The organism is Rathayibacter sp. AY1B4 (genome assembly GCF_002932815.1).
Classification (GTDB): domain Bacteria; phylum Actinomycetota; class Actinomycetes; order Actinomycetales; family Microbacteriaceae; genus Rathayibacter.
Window position 1 is genome coordinate 20,673 of sequence record NZ_PSWN01000024.1, and the last position, 12,297, is coordinate 32,969.

Sequence of the window (12,297 nt, forward strand, 5' to 3'; positions counted from 1 at the left end):
CGGCGGCCTGCTCGGAGGACGGTCGTCGTCCGCTCGGCCGCTTCGGCGGGTACGACGGGCGCCGTACCGCTGGGGAGTCTTCCCGCGGGCGGGCGGTCGGCCCAAGCGCTCGGGGGCAGGTGAGGAGGAAGTGGCGCTGCCGTGAGGAGGGAGTGGTGAGCTCCGGCGCCGCTCCGAGTCGCGACAGCCCTCCCGACCGGGTGCTCCCGTCGGTCGCCCGTCGCCGCCGGGGCGCCGCCGGTGCGATGAGCGGGAGCGCAGCCGTCCGCTGTGACCGGTCCGGTGACAAACGGAGCACGCGCGGGCTGCGAATCACTCCCGTGGTGAGGCGTCAGCGTGCCCGCGAGGAGGGGGCGCCCGATGAGGTCGAGATCGGCCGAGATGTACCGGCGGATGGCCGAGCACTGGAACGGCGTGGAGGCCCGTTCTGGACTGCGGGTCGAGGCGACGGGCTCGCTCGGCTTCGAGATCGCCAGACTGTGGATCCCCGGTGGCTGCGTTCTCGAGCAGAAGCCGCAGTCGCGCTGCCCGCCGGGCGCGCATCTGCTGCTGGTCGTCGAGGGCGGAGGACGCATCCGACAGGACGGACGGATGCTCGAGTGCGGCAGTGGTGATCTGGTGGTCATCGACGCGGAGCCGCGGACCGGGGCGCGCTTCCCCCGCTCGACCGTGATCTACGCCTGGGTGCTCGGCGAGCGGGCGCTGGAGCAGCGCTGGATCACGGAGCGCTTCGGCGAGGTCCTGCCCGTCGCCGGCTGCTTCCTGGCCCCGGCGCGGGCGCTGATGAACGGTCTCCTCGACGGCGACCCCGCTCTGGCGGAGCAGCCCGCCGTCGCCCGGGCGGGCGAGGCCTTCCTGAAGGAGCTGGTCGAGGGCTCCGCACCGCGCAGGCGTCCCCGCGCCGAGGACGTCTACGGGGAGGCCATGGCCCTGATCGAGGAGCGCCACCGCGATCCCGCCTTCACCGCCGCCCGGCTCGCCCGCGAGCTCCTGGTGTCGGAGCTGACGCTGGCTCGCGCGTTCTCCTTCCTCGGGCGGACGGCCGACGACGAGCTCGAGCGGCGCCGGGCGGGCACCCTCCTGCTCCTGATCGGCGGGCGGTCCCTGGCGACGGCCGACTTCGCGCGCGCGGCCGAGGAGGCGGGCTTCGCCTCCGAGGGGAGCGCTCGCCGCGCGCTGTGGCGGCTCTCCCAGCGCCGCTGACCGGGACGGTCCCCGTGGCCGTCCTCCCGGTCCGGCGGCGGCGTGCGGCCGGATTCCGAGCGCGAGGCGCGGAGGCCTGGGAGATCCGTGCGAACGTCCGGCGGTGATCGACAGATGAGGGATTCTGTTCCTTCGACGCGGAGGAGGCGGGAGATGGGGGCCGCAGAGGAGCGGATGCAGGAGTTCATCGGCGCGTGGGACGAGCCGCAGGCGGGCGCCCGGGGACTCCGCTGGGATGCTGCGTACGGGCCGGGCCTCCGGGTGACGCGGGTCTGGGCGCCGGAGGGGATCAGGGTCGACCGTCCGCCGGCGTTCGACCGGGCTGCCGAGTCCGAGGAGGTGCACGTGTCCCTGATCGTGGAGGGCGGGGGAGACATGATCCTCGAGGAGGGCTCGCTCGAGGCGGTGCCGAACAGCGTCCTCGTCCTCGAGGCGAGGACCGCGGCACGCATCGACTACCGGCGGCCCACCCTCTCGTACACCTGGAGCTTCGACGCCGCCGTGCTCGAGCACCGGTGGGTCCGCGAGCGGATCAACGAGGTCGTGCCGGTGCGCGAGTCGGTCTGGACGCCTGCCCGTGCCCTCGCCAACAGTCTGATCGAGGGCGATCCGGCCGTGCTCGGGGCCGCCGGCGTGAGGCGGGCGAGCGAACTGCTCCTGGAGGGGATCGTCGAGCACAGCGCTCCGCGGGTCCGGACCCGGAGCGCCGACCAGGTCTACGCGGAGGCGATCCCGGTGATCGAGGCGCGCCACCGCGACCCGGCGTTCTCCGCCGCGGTGCTCGCCCGGGAGCTGCTCGTCTGCCCCCGCATGCTCGCGCAGGCTTTCGCGTTCCTCGGCCGCACGCCGGCGGAGGAGATCGAGACGCGCCGGGCGGGCACCCTCCGGCGCCGGATCGGCCTGCGGCGGCGGGGCCCTGCCGACTTCGCCCGCCTCGCCGAGGAGTGCGGCTACGCCACCCGCGAGCAGGCCGCGCTGACGCTCAGCCGCTCCGCCTCCTGAGGCCGACGGAGCGCCCCGGACACGACGGCGCCCCCTCGTCCGCGGAGGGACGAGGGGGCGCCGGGGGAGATCGGGCGGGAGCCCGGTCAGGTCTTGCTGCGGGCCATGACGGCGCGCTGGAGGAGGACGAAGACCAGGAGGATGCCTCCGGTGATGATCGTGGTCGCCTCCGGCGGGATGCCGCCGTCGCGGGTGATCAGGACGTTCATCAGTCCGAGCACCAGGGCGCCGACCACCGAGCCGAGCACGAAGCCGACGCCGCCGGTGAGCAGCGTGCCGCCGATGACGGTCGCCGCGATGGCGTCGAGCTCCCAGCCGGTGCCGGTGATGTTCTGCGCGCTGCCGAGGCGGGCGGTGTAGACCACACCGGCGAGACCGGCGAGGGTGCCGCTGATGATGTAGATGAACAGCTTGGTCCGCACCACCGGGAGGCCCATCAGGGCCGCCGACTGCTCGGAGCCGCCCATCGCGTAGACCGTGCGGCCCAGGCGGGTGCGGTGGAGCACGAAGAACGCGCCGGCCACGACGAGGATCGCGATGATCACGCCGGGGCTGATGACGAAGTCGTTGACCTTGGGGCCGTCGATCAGCTTGATCGGCGTGGCCAGGCTCAGCACGGCCGAGTCCTCGGGGAGGCGCTCCGGGACGGTGCTCAGCATGGAGGCGAGACCGCGGGCCAGGAACATCATCGCGAGCGTCGCGATGAACGGCTGCACGTTGAAGTACTGGATCAGGACGCCGGAGATCACGCCGAACAGTGCGCCGATCACGACCATCAGGACCATCACGAGCCAGGGGTTCCAGCCGGCGTTGATCAGGAGCACGCCGCTCACGCTGCTGAACGCGATCACCGCGCCGACCGAGAGGTCGATGCCGCCGGTGAGGATCACGAAGGTGAGGCCCACGGCGAGGATGATCAGGTGCGCGTTGTTGACCAGCAGGTTCGAGATCGTGCTCGCCTGCAGGATCCGGCCGTAGGCGGCCTCGCCGTAGACGATCATCCCGAAGAAGATGATCAGCGCGGCCAGGGTGGGCAGCTTGTCCAGGTGCTGGCTCAGCCAGCCGCGCGCCCCGGAGGTGCGCTTGGTGCTCGCCGGAGGGGCGGAGCGGGTCATCACGGCACTCATGCGGGGATCGCCTCTTTCTGCGGGACGCTGCGGCGCGCCTCGCGACGGGACTTGAAGGCGGAGCGGACGCGCTCGGACTGCAGGAGGCAGAGCGCGACGATGACGATCGCCTTGAAGGCGGGCGTCGCGGAGGACGAGACTCCGAGGAACACGACGGTCTTGTCGAGGGTGGCGATCAGGATCGCGCCCACGGCGGCACCGGTGATGTTGAACTTGCCGCCGGCGAGCGAGGTGCCGCCGATGACGACCGCGAGGATCGCGTCGAGCTCGAGCTGGTAGCCGGTGCGCGAGACGTCGACCGTCATCACGCTCGCCGTGGCGAACACGCCCGCGACTCCGGCGAGGATCCCGCTGCCGATGTAGGCGGTCATCAGCAGGCCCCGGCGGTTGATGCCCGCGAGGCGGGCCGCCTTCGGGTCCATGCCGATGGCCTCGATCATCAGGCCGAGCGCGCTGCGGCGCACCAGGACTCCGACGACCACGACGATCGCGATGGCGAGGAGGAACACGACCGGGAGCCCGAAGACGTACCCGTTCGCGAGCCAGCGGAAGGGCTCGTTGGTGGCGGCGGTGTTCTGGCCGCCGGTAATGACCTTCGCCAGGCCGCGGCCCGCGAGCATCACGACGAGCGTGCTGATGAAGGGCTGGAGGCCCACCACCGAGACGAGGACGCCGTTCACGGCTCCGAGCACGGCGGCCACCAGGAGGGCGACCGCGAAGGCTCCCGCTGCCGCGCCGAGCGAGTCGGGCGCTCCCGCGGAGTTGAGGAACTCCATCGAGACGGCGCCGGCGACGACCATGATCGAGCCGACCGAGAGGTCGATGCCCCCGGTCGCGACGACCAGGCACATGCCGACGGCGATCATCAGGATCGGAGCGGCGGCGCGGGCGATGTCGATGACGTTGCCGACGAGGTAGCCGGTGGTGGGGCTGACCGAGACGGCCAGGTAGCCCGGGTCCTTGACGACGTTGACGAGGAGGAGCAGGGCGATCGCCACGACTCCCCAGAAGTACTGGCGGCGGATGATCCCGCCGAGGACGGATCCCCGGGCGGGTCGGGTGTCGCTGCTCATGATGCGGCCTCCTGCGTGGCGCTCTCGAGGACGACGACGTCCTCGTCGACGACTCCCTCTGCGGCGATGGTAGTGACGATCGACTCCGCAGTGACAGCGGGACCGTTGAGGATCTCCGCGATCACGCGGTGGTCCTTCAGGACGATGATGCGGTCGCTGAGGCGGACGACCTCGTCGAGCTCGGACGAGATGAAGACCACGGCGACGCCCTCGCCGGCGAGGGCGACGACCTTCTCCTGGATCTCGGCCTTCGCTCCGACGTCGATGCCGCGGGTCGGCTCGTCGAGGATGAGGATCTCGGGGGCGGTGGCGAGCCAGCGGCCGAGGAGGACCTTCTGCTGGTTGCCGCCGGAGAGCTTGCTGATCGGGCGGTCGGGGTCGGCCGGGCGCACGTTGAGCTCGACGAGGTACTTGCCGACGATCTCGTCCTTCTCCTTCTTGGAGAGGGGGCGGGCCCAGCCGCGCTTGGCCTGCACGCCGAGGATGAGGTTCTCGCGGACCGAGAGGTCGCGGATGATGCCCTCGTCGCGGCGGTTCTCGCTCGAGAACGCGATCTTGTGGGCGAGGCCGGCGGTCGGCGTCGGGACGTCGATCTTCTTGCCGTGCATCGTGATCTCGCCGGTGTCGGGCTTGTCGACGCCGTAGATCAGGCGCGCGAGCTCGGTGCGGCCGGAGCCGAGGAGCCCGGCGAAGCCGACGACCTCGCCGCGGTGCAGCGTCAGGTCGGTGCTCTCGATGGAGCCCTTCTTGCCGATGCCCTTCGCGGTGTAGAGCGGGGCGTCGCGGTAGAGGTGGTCCTGGCTCTCGCGCTCGGAGTCGAGGGAGCGCAGCGCCGCGATGTCCTTGCCGATCATCTTCGAGATCAGCGAGGTGCGGTCGAGCTCGTGGGTCAGGTACTCGCCGACGAAGGTGCCGTTGCGCAGCACCGTCAGGCGGTCGCTGATCGCGTAGACCTGGTCGAGGAAGTGCGAGACGAAGAGGATCGCGACGCCCTCCGCGCGGAGGCGGCGGATGACCACGAAGAGGTTCTCGACCTCGTTCGCGTCCAGGCTCGAGGTCGGCTCGTCGAGGATGAGCACCTTGGAGTCGCTCACCGTCGAGCGGCTGATCGCGACCAGCTGCTGCATCGCGATCGAGAGCGAGGCGAGCGACTGGCGCGTGTTGAGGTGGCCGAGGCCGAGCTTCTCGAGCGCGACCTTCGCGGCCTGGTGCGTGGCCTTCCAGTTGATGCCGAAGGGTCCGCGGACCTCGTAGCCGAGCATCACGTTCTCTCCGATGGAGAGGTTCGTGACCAGGTTGACCTCCTGGTACACGGTGGAGATGCCCGCGGCCTGCGAGTCGGCGGTGCCGGTCAGGCGACGGGTCTCCCCGTCGATCACGATGTCTCCGCTGTCGATGCGGTAGACGCCGGTGAGGGCCTTGATGAGCGTGGACTTGCCGGCGCCGTTCTCACCCATGAGGGTGTGGACCTCGCCCGGGAACAGGCGGAAGTCGACGCCGTCGAGGGCTTTCACGCCGGGGAAGCTGATCGAGATGTTCTTCATCTCGACGATCGGAGGCGAACCTGTCATGTCGCGTCGTTCCGTTCTCGAGCGGGGCGCAGCCGAACAGGTGCGCCGAAGGGTCGGAGCGACCGGGGCCGGCGGAGAGCCGGCCCCGGTCGCTCCGGGGGAGTGGTGCCGCGTCGAGGACGACGCCGGGCGACCGGTGGTGCTGAGCGACTAGAACTTGCGGTCGGGCAGCGCGGTGGTGGCGGCCTCGGGCGAGTCGAAGGTCTCGCTCGGGACGACGATCGAGGACTCGACCGTCTCGCCGGCCAGGGTCTTCTCGACCGCGTCGAGGGCGGTCTCGCCGAACAGCGGGTTGTACTCGGCGACGAAGCTCAGCTCGCCGTCGGCCAGCGCCTGCAGGGCGTTCTTGGTGCCGTCGATCGTGGCGATCTTGACGTCGGTGCCGGGGGTGAGGCCGGCCTCCTGGACGGCCTGGACGGCGCCGAGACCCATCTCGTCGTTCTGTGCGAAGACCAGCTGGACGTCGTTGTTGTTCGACTTCAGGACGGTCTCGAAGACGCTCTTGGCCTCTTCGGTGGACCAGTTCGCGGTCTGCGCGCCGATCTTGGTGAACTTCGAGTCGGCGCCGATGACCTCGTCCCAGCCCTCGTTGCGCTCGTTGACGACCGAGACGCCCGCGGGGCCCTCGAGCGTGAAGTACTTCGCGCCGCTCGGGAAGGTGGTCTTGGCCCAGTCGGCGACCGAGGTGCTGACCGCGATGTTGTCGGGCGCGATGCGGGTCACGTAGAGGTCGGTGTTGTCCGGCTCGATGCCGCGGTCGATCAGGATGACCGGGATCTCGGCCTCCTGGGCGCGCTCGAGCGAGTCCTCCCAGCCGGAGCCCTCCGTGGCGGAGAGCAGGATGATGTCGACGCCCTCGTCCACGAAGGAGGTGAAGGAGTCGATCTGCGACTTCTGGTCTCCGTTGGTGGCGGGTGCGTACTTCAGGTCGAAGCCGGCGTCCTTGGTGAACGTGTCCTCGATGTTGGTCTCGTTCGCCTGGCGCCACGCGCCCTCGGGGCCGACGGCCACGAAGCCGACGGTGGTGAGGTCACCGCTCGAGCCGGAGCCCGAATCGGTGCCGGAACCGCCCGAGCAGCCCGCGAGTCCGAACGCGAGTGCGCCGACTGCTGCGAAACCCAGGAACTGGCCGATACGCCTCGTCTTGGACATAGATCTCCTCCTTGAGATCGCGGGCACGAAGAGCGCGCCCGAGATGGTGGACCCCGAAGGGCCTCGAATGCGGGCCTAGCGGCCCGAGGTGCGGTGAGTGCAGGATGTGCAGTGGGCGCCGGCCGAAGCAGCGCCACGTCGAAATGTTACCGTGAACAATTCTTGTGACGCAACAGCACGGCGGTGCGCTTCGGTAACGATCCGGTCGCGGGGCCCGCAGGGCCCGATGGCAACCCTCTGCCCGGTGGTCGGGCCCGGGAGTAGCTTCCCTGGCCATGATGCTCCCTCGATCGCGCTCCGTCCCCGCGACGGCCGCGACGGCGGCCCTCGTGCTCGCGCTCTGCGGATGCTCCGCGGACGGCACGGCGGCCCGCCGCGCGGCCGACGCCTTCCTCTCCGCGCTCGCCGACGGCGACGGCGCCGCGGCGTGCGCGCTGCTCACCGGCTCCGCCCGCGAGGCCGTGGAGGACCGGGAGGGCGACTGCCCCGGCGGCGTGCTGGAGCTCGGGATCGCGGAAGACGGAGCAGGGGACGCCGAGGTCGACGGCCGGGCGGCGATCGTGCGCTCCGGCGGCACCGCGGTGTTCCTCACCCCGGGCGACGACGGCTGGCTGGTGCGCGCGGCGGGGTGCACGCCGGTGGCGGACGCGCCCTTCGACTGCGTCCTGGACGGGAGCTGACGTGCGCACCGCTTCCGCCCTGTACTACGCCGTGATCGTGCTCGGCCTGATCGGGTTCTTCGCCGTCGGGATCCTCGGGAGGTGAGCCGGATGCGCCGCTTCCTGCGCGAGAACGGACTCTCGCTGTTCTTCCTCGCGATCTTCCTGCTCGCTCTCCTCGGGCAGTCGTTCGCCGGGCTCGCCGCGTACAACGACACCCAGGTCGCGGAGGGGCTGCGGGAGGTCGGCTACTGGCGCTTCGTCACCTCCTCCGACTTCGCGATCGACGTCGCCGAGAACTGGCAGTCGGAGTACCTCCAGTTCTTCCTCTACATCGGCGCGACCGTCTGGCTCGTGCAGCGCGGCTCGCCCGAGTCGAAGCGGGTGGGCGAGGAGGGCCTCGAGACCGACGAGCAGCAGAAGGCGGGGGCGTCCGCGGAGGACGACTCGCCGCCCTCGGCGTCCGCCGGCGGCCTGCGGCAGGCGCTGTTCTCGCACTCGCTGCTGCTGGTGATGGGGGCGGTGTTCCTGCTGTCCTGGGCGGCGCAGTCGGTGACGGGCGTCGTGGCCTACAACGAGGAGCAGCTGACGAGCCTGGAGGCGCCCGTCGACTGGCTCGGCTACGTCTCCTCCGCCGACTTCTGGAACCGGACGCTCCAGAACTGGCAGTCGGAGTTCCTCGCGGTGGGCAGCATGGCGGCGCTCGCCGTGTTCCTGCGCGAGCGCGGGTCGAGCGAGTCGAAGAAGGTGGGCGATCCGCACGGACGGACGGGGATCTGAGTGGTCAGGGTGCGTCGGATCGGACGCGGATCTCGTCGCCCTCGAGGGCGAACCGCAGGGACGTGCCGATCGGGAACCGCTCGCGCAGGGCCTCCGGCGCCGCCGACGTCACGGTGAACTGCGCGACCGCGGGGAACGCTCCGGCCGTGCAGCCCTGGAAGAACAGGCCGTCCTGCGGCTCGGCGGTCCGCACGATGGAGAGGCACGAGCCGGCGCTCGAGGAGCGGCGCTGCCGGACGACGGTGAGCCCCGTGTCGGCGGGCAGGCTCTGCCGCACGACGGTGAGCCCGCCGAAGTCCTCGGTGGTGACCGATCCGTCGAACCCCAGTCCCTCCCAGCCGGGGAGGTCGGTGCCGTTCGACAGCGGCAGCACGGCGACCTCGCGGCCGGGCGGTGCGTCCTCGGCGGTGGCGAGGAGGGTGGCCCCCGCGGCGACGGCGGCCGTCGCGGCCAGCGCGGCGGGGAGGAGGAGGCCGCGCCGACGGGAGCGGCGGGGCGGGACGTGGCCGCGGGGGTCGGACGCCTCGTCGGCGGAGGCGTCCGCGGGAGGTGCCGCGTCCTCCGGCGCCGCGTCCCGGGAGACCGCGGGAACCACCGCGTCCGGCAGTGCGGTGCCGAGGGCGGGACGGACGCGGGCCTCGAGCGCGGAGAGCCGGGCGAGCGCGCCGGGGTCCCGCTCGATGTCGGAGCCTCGGCCGTAGGCGCGCCGCTGCAGCTCCGCGAGCTCGTCCGGTCGCTGATCGTCCACCCCCGGATCCTCGCAGGCCCGGCGCCCGAGCGGGACCCGCCGGCGCGTCGAGGTCCTGGCGGTCGAGCAGCCCGGACGGCTCATCGAGACCCGGTGGACGGTGCGGCCGCTCGGCTGGCGGGGGAGGTCAGTCGTCGTCGTCGTCGAGGTCGTCGTCGCGGTCGGCGGCGATCATCTCGACGATCGTGTCGACGGTGAGCCAGGGGCCGTTGCTGACCTCGCCGATCTTCTCGCGGTCCTTGAACACGACGATGCGGTCGCTGAGGCGCACCACCTCCTCCAGCTCGGACGAGATGTAGACGACGGTCACCCCCTCCTTCGCGAGCTGCGCGATGTGCGCCTGGATCTCGACCTTCGACGCCACGTCGATCCCGCGCGCCGGCTCGTCGAGCACGAGCAGCCGCGGACGGGTCGCGAGCCACCGCGCGAGGACCACCTTCTGCTGGTTGCCTCCGGAGAGGTACTTCACCGGGATGTCCGGGTCGGCCGGCGAGATGTTCAGCGCCTCGACGTAGGTGCGCACCAGGGTGTCGGTCTCGGCGGCCGACAGCGGGTGCGCCCAGCCGCGCAGAGCCTGCAGGCCCAGCACGAGGTTCTCGCGGAGGGAGAGGTCGCCGATGATCCCGTCCTCGCGGCGGTTCTCGCTCGAGTGGGCGATGCGGTGGCGCAGGCCCGACACCGGGTCGGAGATGCGGGCGGGCTCGCCGTCGATCAGCACCTCGCCGGTGTCCGGCTTCTCGACCCCGCTCACCAGCGACGCCAGCTCGGTGCGCCCCGAGCCGCGCAGGCCCGCGAAGCCCACGATCTCGCCGCGGTGCAGCTCCAGATCGGTCGGGCCCACGGCGCCGCGGCGACCGATCCCGTGCGCGCGGTAGATCGCCGGGCCGACCGGCTGGCGGCGGTGCTCGCGGCGGTCGGAGCCGATCTGCCGCAGCGCGTCGATGTCCTTGCCGATCATCTTCGCGATCAGCTCGGCGCGGTCCATGGTGTGCGCCGGGTACTCGCCGACGGTGCCGCCGTCGCGGAGCACCGTCAGCCGGTCGCTGAGGGTGAGGACCTGCTCGAGGAAGTGCGAGACGAACAGGATCGCGACGCCCTGGTCGCGCAGCCTCCGCAGCACCGTGAAGAGGCGGGCCACGTCGCTGAGGTCGAGGCTGGAGGTGGGCTCGTCGAGCACGAGCACGCGTGGACGGTCGACCATCGCGCGGCTGATCGCGACCAGCTGGCGGATCGCCGGCGAGAGCGAGCGCAGCGGCAGGTGCGGATCGAGGTCCTCCAGGCCCAGCTCGGCGAGCATCTCGGCCGCGCGGTGGTGGGTGCGCGACCAGGAGATGCCGAAGCGGCCGCGGACCTCGTGGCCGAGCATCACGTTCTCGCCGATGCTGAGGTTGTCGGTGAGGCGCTCGTCCTGGAACACGGCCGTGATGCCCGCTGCCTTCGCCTCCGCCGGGCCGCTGAAGCGCCGGGCGACGCCGTCGACGAGGATCTCGCCCGCGTCGGGCTGGTGGATGCCGGTGAGCGTCTTGATCAGCGTGGACTTGCCCGCGCCGTTCTCGCCCATCAGTCCGTGGATCTCGCCCGGCACCAGCCGCAGGTTCCCGTCCTTCAGAGCGGGTCCGGAGGCGAAGGAGACGCGGATGCCGGTCATCTCGACGACGGGTGCCGCGGAGCTCCGGGTCGTCCTCGATGAGATCGCCACGTGCCGTCCTCGGTTCGTGTGCGGCGCGCCGTCAGGGTCCGGCGTGCCAGGGGCTGCCGCCGATGATACGCGAGCGCATGCGGCGGGACGGGAACAGGAGGGTCACGATCGGGGAGCGGCCGTGGAGGAGCGGATCACCAGCTCCGTGGGGATCCGGGTGCGCTGCGGGATCTCCTGGCCGCGGATCCTCCCGTGGATCACCTCGGCGACCGTCGTCCCCAGCTTGTCGAAGTCCTGGCGGACCGTCGTCAGCGGCGGGAGGAAGTGGCGGGCGGTGGGCAGGTCGTCGAAGCCGACGATGCTCATGTCCTCGGGCACGCGGATCCCGCGCTCGACGAGGCCGTGGATCACTCCGAGCGCCATCTCGTCGTTCGCGACGACCATCGCGGTGAAGTCGGGCACCGACTGCAGGCTCGCGGCGAAGTCGTACCCGGAGTCCGGGGTCCAGTCGCCGATGACGATGGGGCGCTCGTGCATCCCCCACGACTTCGCGCGGCTGTGGAAGGCGCGCTCGCGGGCGCGCGCGTCGAGCCAGTCGAGGGGGCCGGAGAGGTGCAGCACGTCGCGGTGGCCGAGGTTGCCCAGGTGGTCGACGGCCTGGAACATGCCGGCCTGCTGGTCGACCGAGACGGTGAGGAAGCTCGGATCCTTGTCGCTCTTCACCACGAGCGTCGGCACGCCGATCTCGACGGTGCGGAGGGTCGCCACGGAGGAGGAGCGCGGCGCGATCACGCAGAGCGCGTCGATCCCGAGGCCCATCAGGTGGTCGATCGCGTCGGTGGGGGTCATCTCGAGGTCCGGCCGCAGCGCGACGGAGGTGATCGAGTACCCCTTCTCGCGGGCGGCGCGCTCGATCGCGCGGAGGGTGCTCGACGGCCCGTACTCGGCGCCGCTCTCGATCATCACGCCGATGCGGTCGGTGCGCTGCGTGACGAGGGAGCGGGCGGCGATGTTCGGCCTGTAGTTGAGCTCGTCGACCGCCTCGAGGACCTTCTGGCGGGTCGACTCCTTGATGTTGGGGTGCCCGCTGAGCACGCGCGACACGGTCATGTGCGAGACGCCCGCGACCGCCGCGACATGGCGGAGGTTCGGCCGATCGGCCATGAGAGGACCTCCTCCGCTCCCCGGGCGGGTGAGCCGCGCCACCCCGGCGCGGACGAGGCTCAGAGGGCTCGGCTGCCGGGGGTGGCACCAGCATAGTCAGGCGGGGCCGACCTCCCGGTGGGCGCCTCCTGAGCGGGCGGGCATCGTCCGATCCGCTGCGGCATCCGCGGTGGCGCAGG

The 12,297-nt window shown here is 71.6% G+C and carries 11 protein-coding genes; 4 read left to right on the top strand and 7 right to left on the bottom strand.

From position 1 onward, the window contains the following. The first annotated feature begins 360 nt into the window (after positions 1–360). Positions 361–1,203 (top strand): hypothetical protein, encoded by an 843-nt coding sequence (locus tag C5D66_RS13915; RefSeq protein WP_104274335.1) that lies wholly within the window; start codon positions 361–363, stop codon positions 1,201–1,203. A 153-nt stretch (positions 1,204–1,356) separates the two neighbouring features. Further along, the gene (locus tag C5D66_RS13920; RefSeq protein WP_104255596.1) at positions 1,357–2,205 is read left to right on the top strand and encodes a hypothetical protein; all 849 of its coding nucleotides are present in this window, start codon (positions 1,357–1,359) and stop codon (positions 2,203–2,205) included. Positions 2,206–2,291: 86 nt separating this feature from the next. Here C5D66_RS13920 and C5D66_RS13925 read toward each other — a convergent pair whose 3' ends face one another. The 4 genes from C5D66_RS13925 to C5D66_RS13940 all read right to left on the bottom strand — a co-directional run bounded on the left by C5D66_RS13925 (position 2,292) and on the right by C5D66_RS13940 (position 7,128). Next, on the bottom strand, positions 2,292–3,332 hold the full coding sequence (locus tag C5D66_RS13925) for a sugar ABC transporter permease (RefSeq protein ID WP_104222391.1): 1,041 nt from the start codon (positions 3,330–3,332) through the stop codon (positions 2,292–2,294). Beyond that, positions 3,329–4,405 (bottom strand): ABC transporter permease, encoded by a 1,077-nt coding sequence (locus C5D66_RS13930; RefSeq protein ID WP_104238658.1) that lies wholly within the window; start codon positions 4,403–4,405, stop codon positions 3,329–3,331. Before C5D66_RS13930 ends, C5D66_RS13925 begins: the two co-directional genes overlap by 4 nt. Further along, positions 4,402–5,976, bottom strand: coding sequence for a sugar ABC transporter ATP-binding protein (locus tag C5D66_RS13935; protein WP_104222393.1), 1,575 nt, complete (start codon positions 5,974–5,976; stop codon positions 4,402–4,404). The genes C5D66_RS13930 and C5D66_RS13935 overlap by 4 nt, the downstream gene beginning before the upstream one ends. Positions 5,977–6,126: 150 nt before the next feature. Beyond that, positions 6,127–7,128 (bottom strand): ABC transporter substrate-binding protein, encoded by a 1,002-nt coding sequence (locus C5D66_RS13940; RefSeq protein WP_104222394.1) that lies wholly within the window; start codon positions 7,126–7,128, stop codon positions 6,127–6,129. A 275-nt stretch (positions 7,129–7,403) separates the two neighbouring features. Here C5D66_RS13940 and C5D66_RS13945 point away from each other — a divergent pair, with 275 nt between their 5' ends. Then, the gene (locus C5D66_RS13945; RefSeq protein WP_104255597.1) at positions 7,404–7,808 is read left to right on the top strand and encodes a hypothetical protein; all 405 of its coding nucleotides are present in this window, start codon (positions 7,404–7,406) and stop codon (positions 7,806–7,808) included. A 90-nt stretch (positions 7,809–7,898) separates the two neighbouring features. Then, positions 7,899–8,567, top strand: a complete 669-nt coding sequence (locus C5D66_RS13950) for a DUF6766 family protein (protein WP_104227010.1) — start codon at positions 7,899–7,901, stop codon at positions 8,565–8,567. Between the two features lie 4 nt (positions 8,568–8,571). On the opposite strand, the gene C5D66_RS13955 is transcribed toward C5D66_RS13950, so the two are convergent. The 3 genes from C5D66_RS13955 to C5D66_RS13965 all read right to left on the bottom strand — a co-directional run bounded on the left by C5D66_RS13955 (position 8,572) and on the right by C5D66_RS13965 (position 12,118). Continuing rightward, positions 8,572–9,315, bottom strand: coding sequence for a hypothetical protein (locus C5D66_RS13955; RefSeq protein WP_104255598.1), 744 nt, complete (start codon positions 9,313–9,315; stop codon positions 8,572–8,574). Positions 9,316–9,442: 127 nt separating this feature from the next. Next, positions 9,443–10,963: a sugar ABC transporter ATP-binding protein gene (locus C5D66_RS13960; RefSeq protein WP_104255631.1), complete on the bottom strand. Its 1,521-nt coding sequence runs from the start codon at positions 10,961–10,963 to the stop codon at positions 9,443–9,445. 153 nt (positions 10,964–11,116) lie between these two features. Further along, entirely contained in the window at positions 11,117–12,118 is a 1,002-nt protein-coding gene (locus C5D66_RS13965; RefSeq protein WP_104255599.1) for a LacI family DNA-binding transcriptional regulator, read from the bottom strand. Positions 12,119–12,297 lie beyond the last annotated feature (179 nt).

What these genes read in the sequence shown, in the direction of transcription:
- C5D66_RS13915 (WP_104274335.1), top strand. Translation starts at nt 361, where the DNA reads ATGAGGTCGAGATCGGCCGAGATGTACCGGCGGATGGCCGAGCACTGG.
- C5D66_RS13920 (WP_104255596.1), top strand. Translation starts at nt 1,357, where the DNA reads ATGGGGGCCGCAGAGGAGCGGATGCAGGAGTTCATCGGCGCGTGGGAC.
- C5D66_RS13925 (WP_104222391.1), bottom strand. Translation starts at nt 3,332, where the DNA reads ATGAGTGCCGTGATGACCCGCTCCGCCCCTCCGGCGAGCACCAAGCGC.
- C5D66_RS13930 (WP_104238658.1), bottom strand. Translation starts at nt 4,405, where the DNA reads ATGAGCAGCGACACCCGACCCGCCCGGGGATCCGTCCTCGGCGGGATC.
- C5D66_RS13935 (WP_104222393.1), bottom strand. Translation starts at nt 5,976, where the DNA reads ATGACAGGTTCGCCTCCGATCGTCGAGATGAAGAACATCTCGATCAGC.
- C5D66_RS13940 (WP_104222394.1), bottom strand. Translation starts at nt 7,128, where the DNA reads ATGTCCAAGACGAGGCGTATCGGCCAGTTCCTGGGTTTCGCAGCAGTC.
- C5D66_RS13945 (WP_104255597.1), top strand. Translation starts at nt 7,404, where the DNA reads ATGATGCTCCCTCGATCGCGCTCCGTCCCCGCGACGGCCGCGACGGCG.
- C5D66_RS13950 (WP_104227010.1), top strand. Translation starts at nt 7,899, where the DNA reads ATGCGCCGCTTCCTGCGCGAGAACGGACTCTCGCTGTTCTTCCTCGCG.
- C5D66_RS13960 (WP_104255631.1), bottom strand. Translation starts at nt 10,963, where the DNA reads ATGACCGGCATCCGCGTCTCCTTCGCCTCCGGACCCGCTCTGAAGGAC.
- C5D66_RS13965 (WP_104255599.1), bottom strand. Translation starts at nt 12,118, where the DNA reads ATGGCCGATCGGCCGAACCTCCGCCATGTCGCGGCGGTCGCGGGCGTC.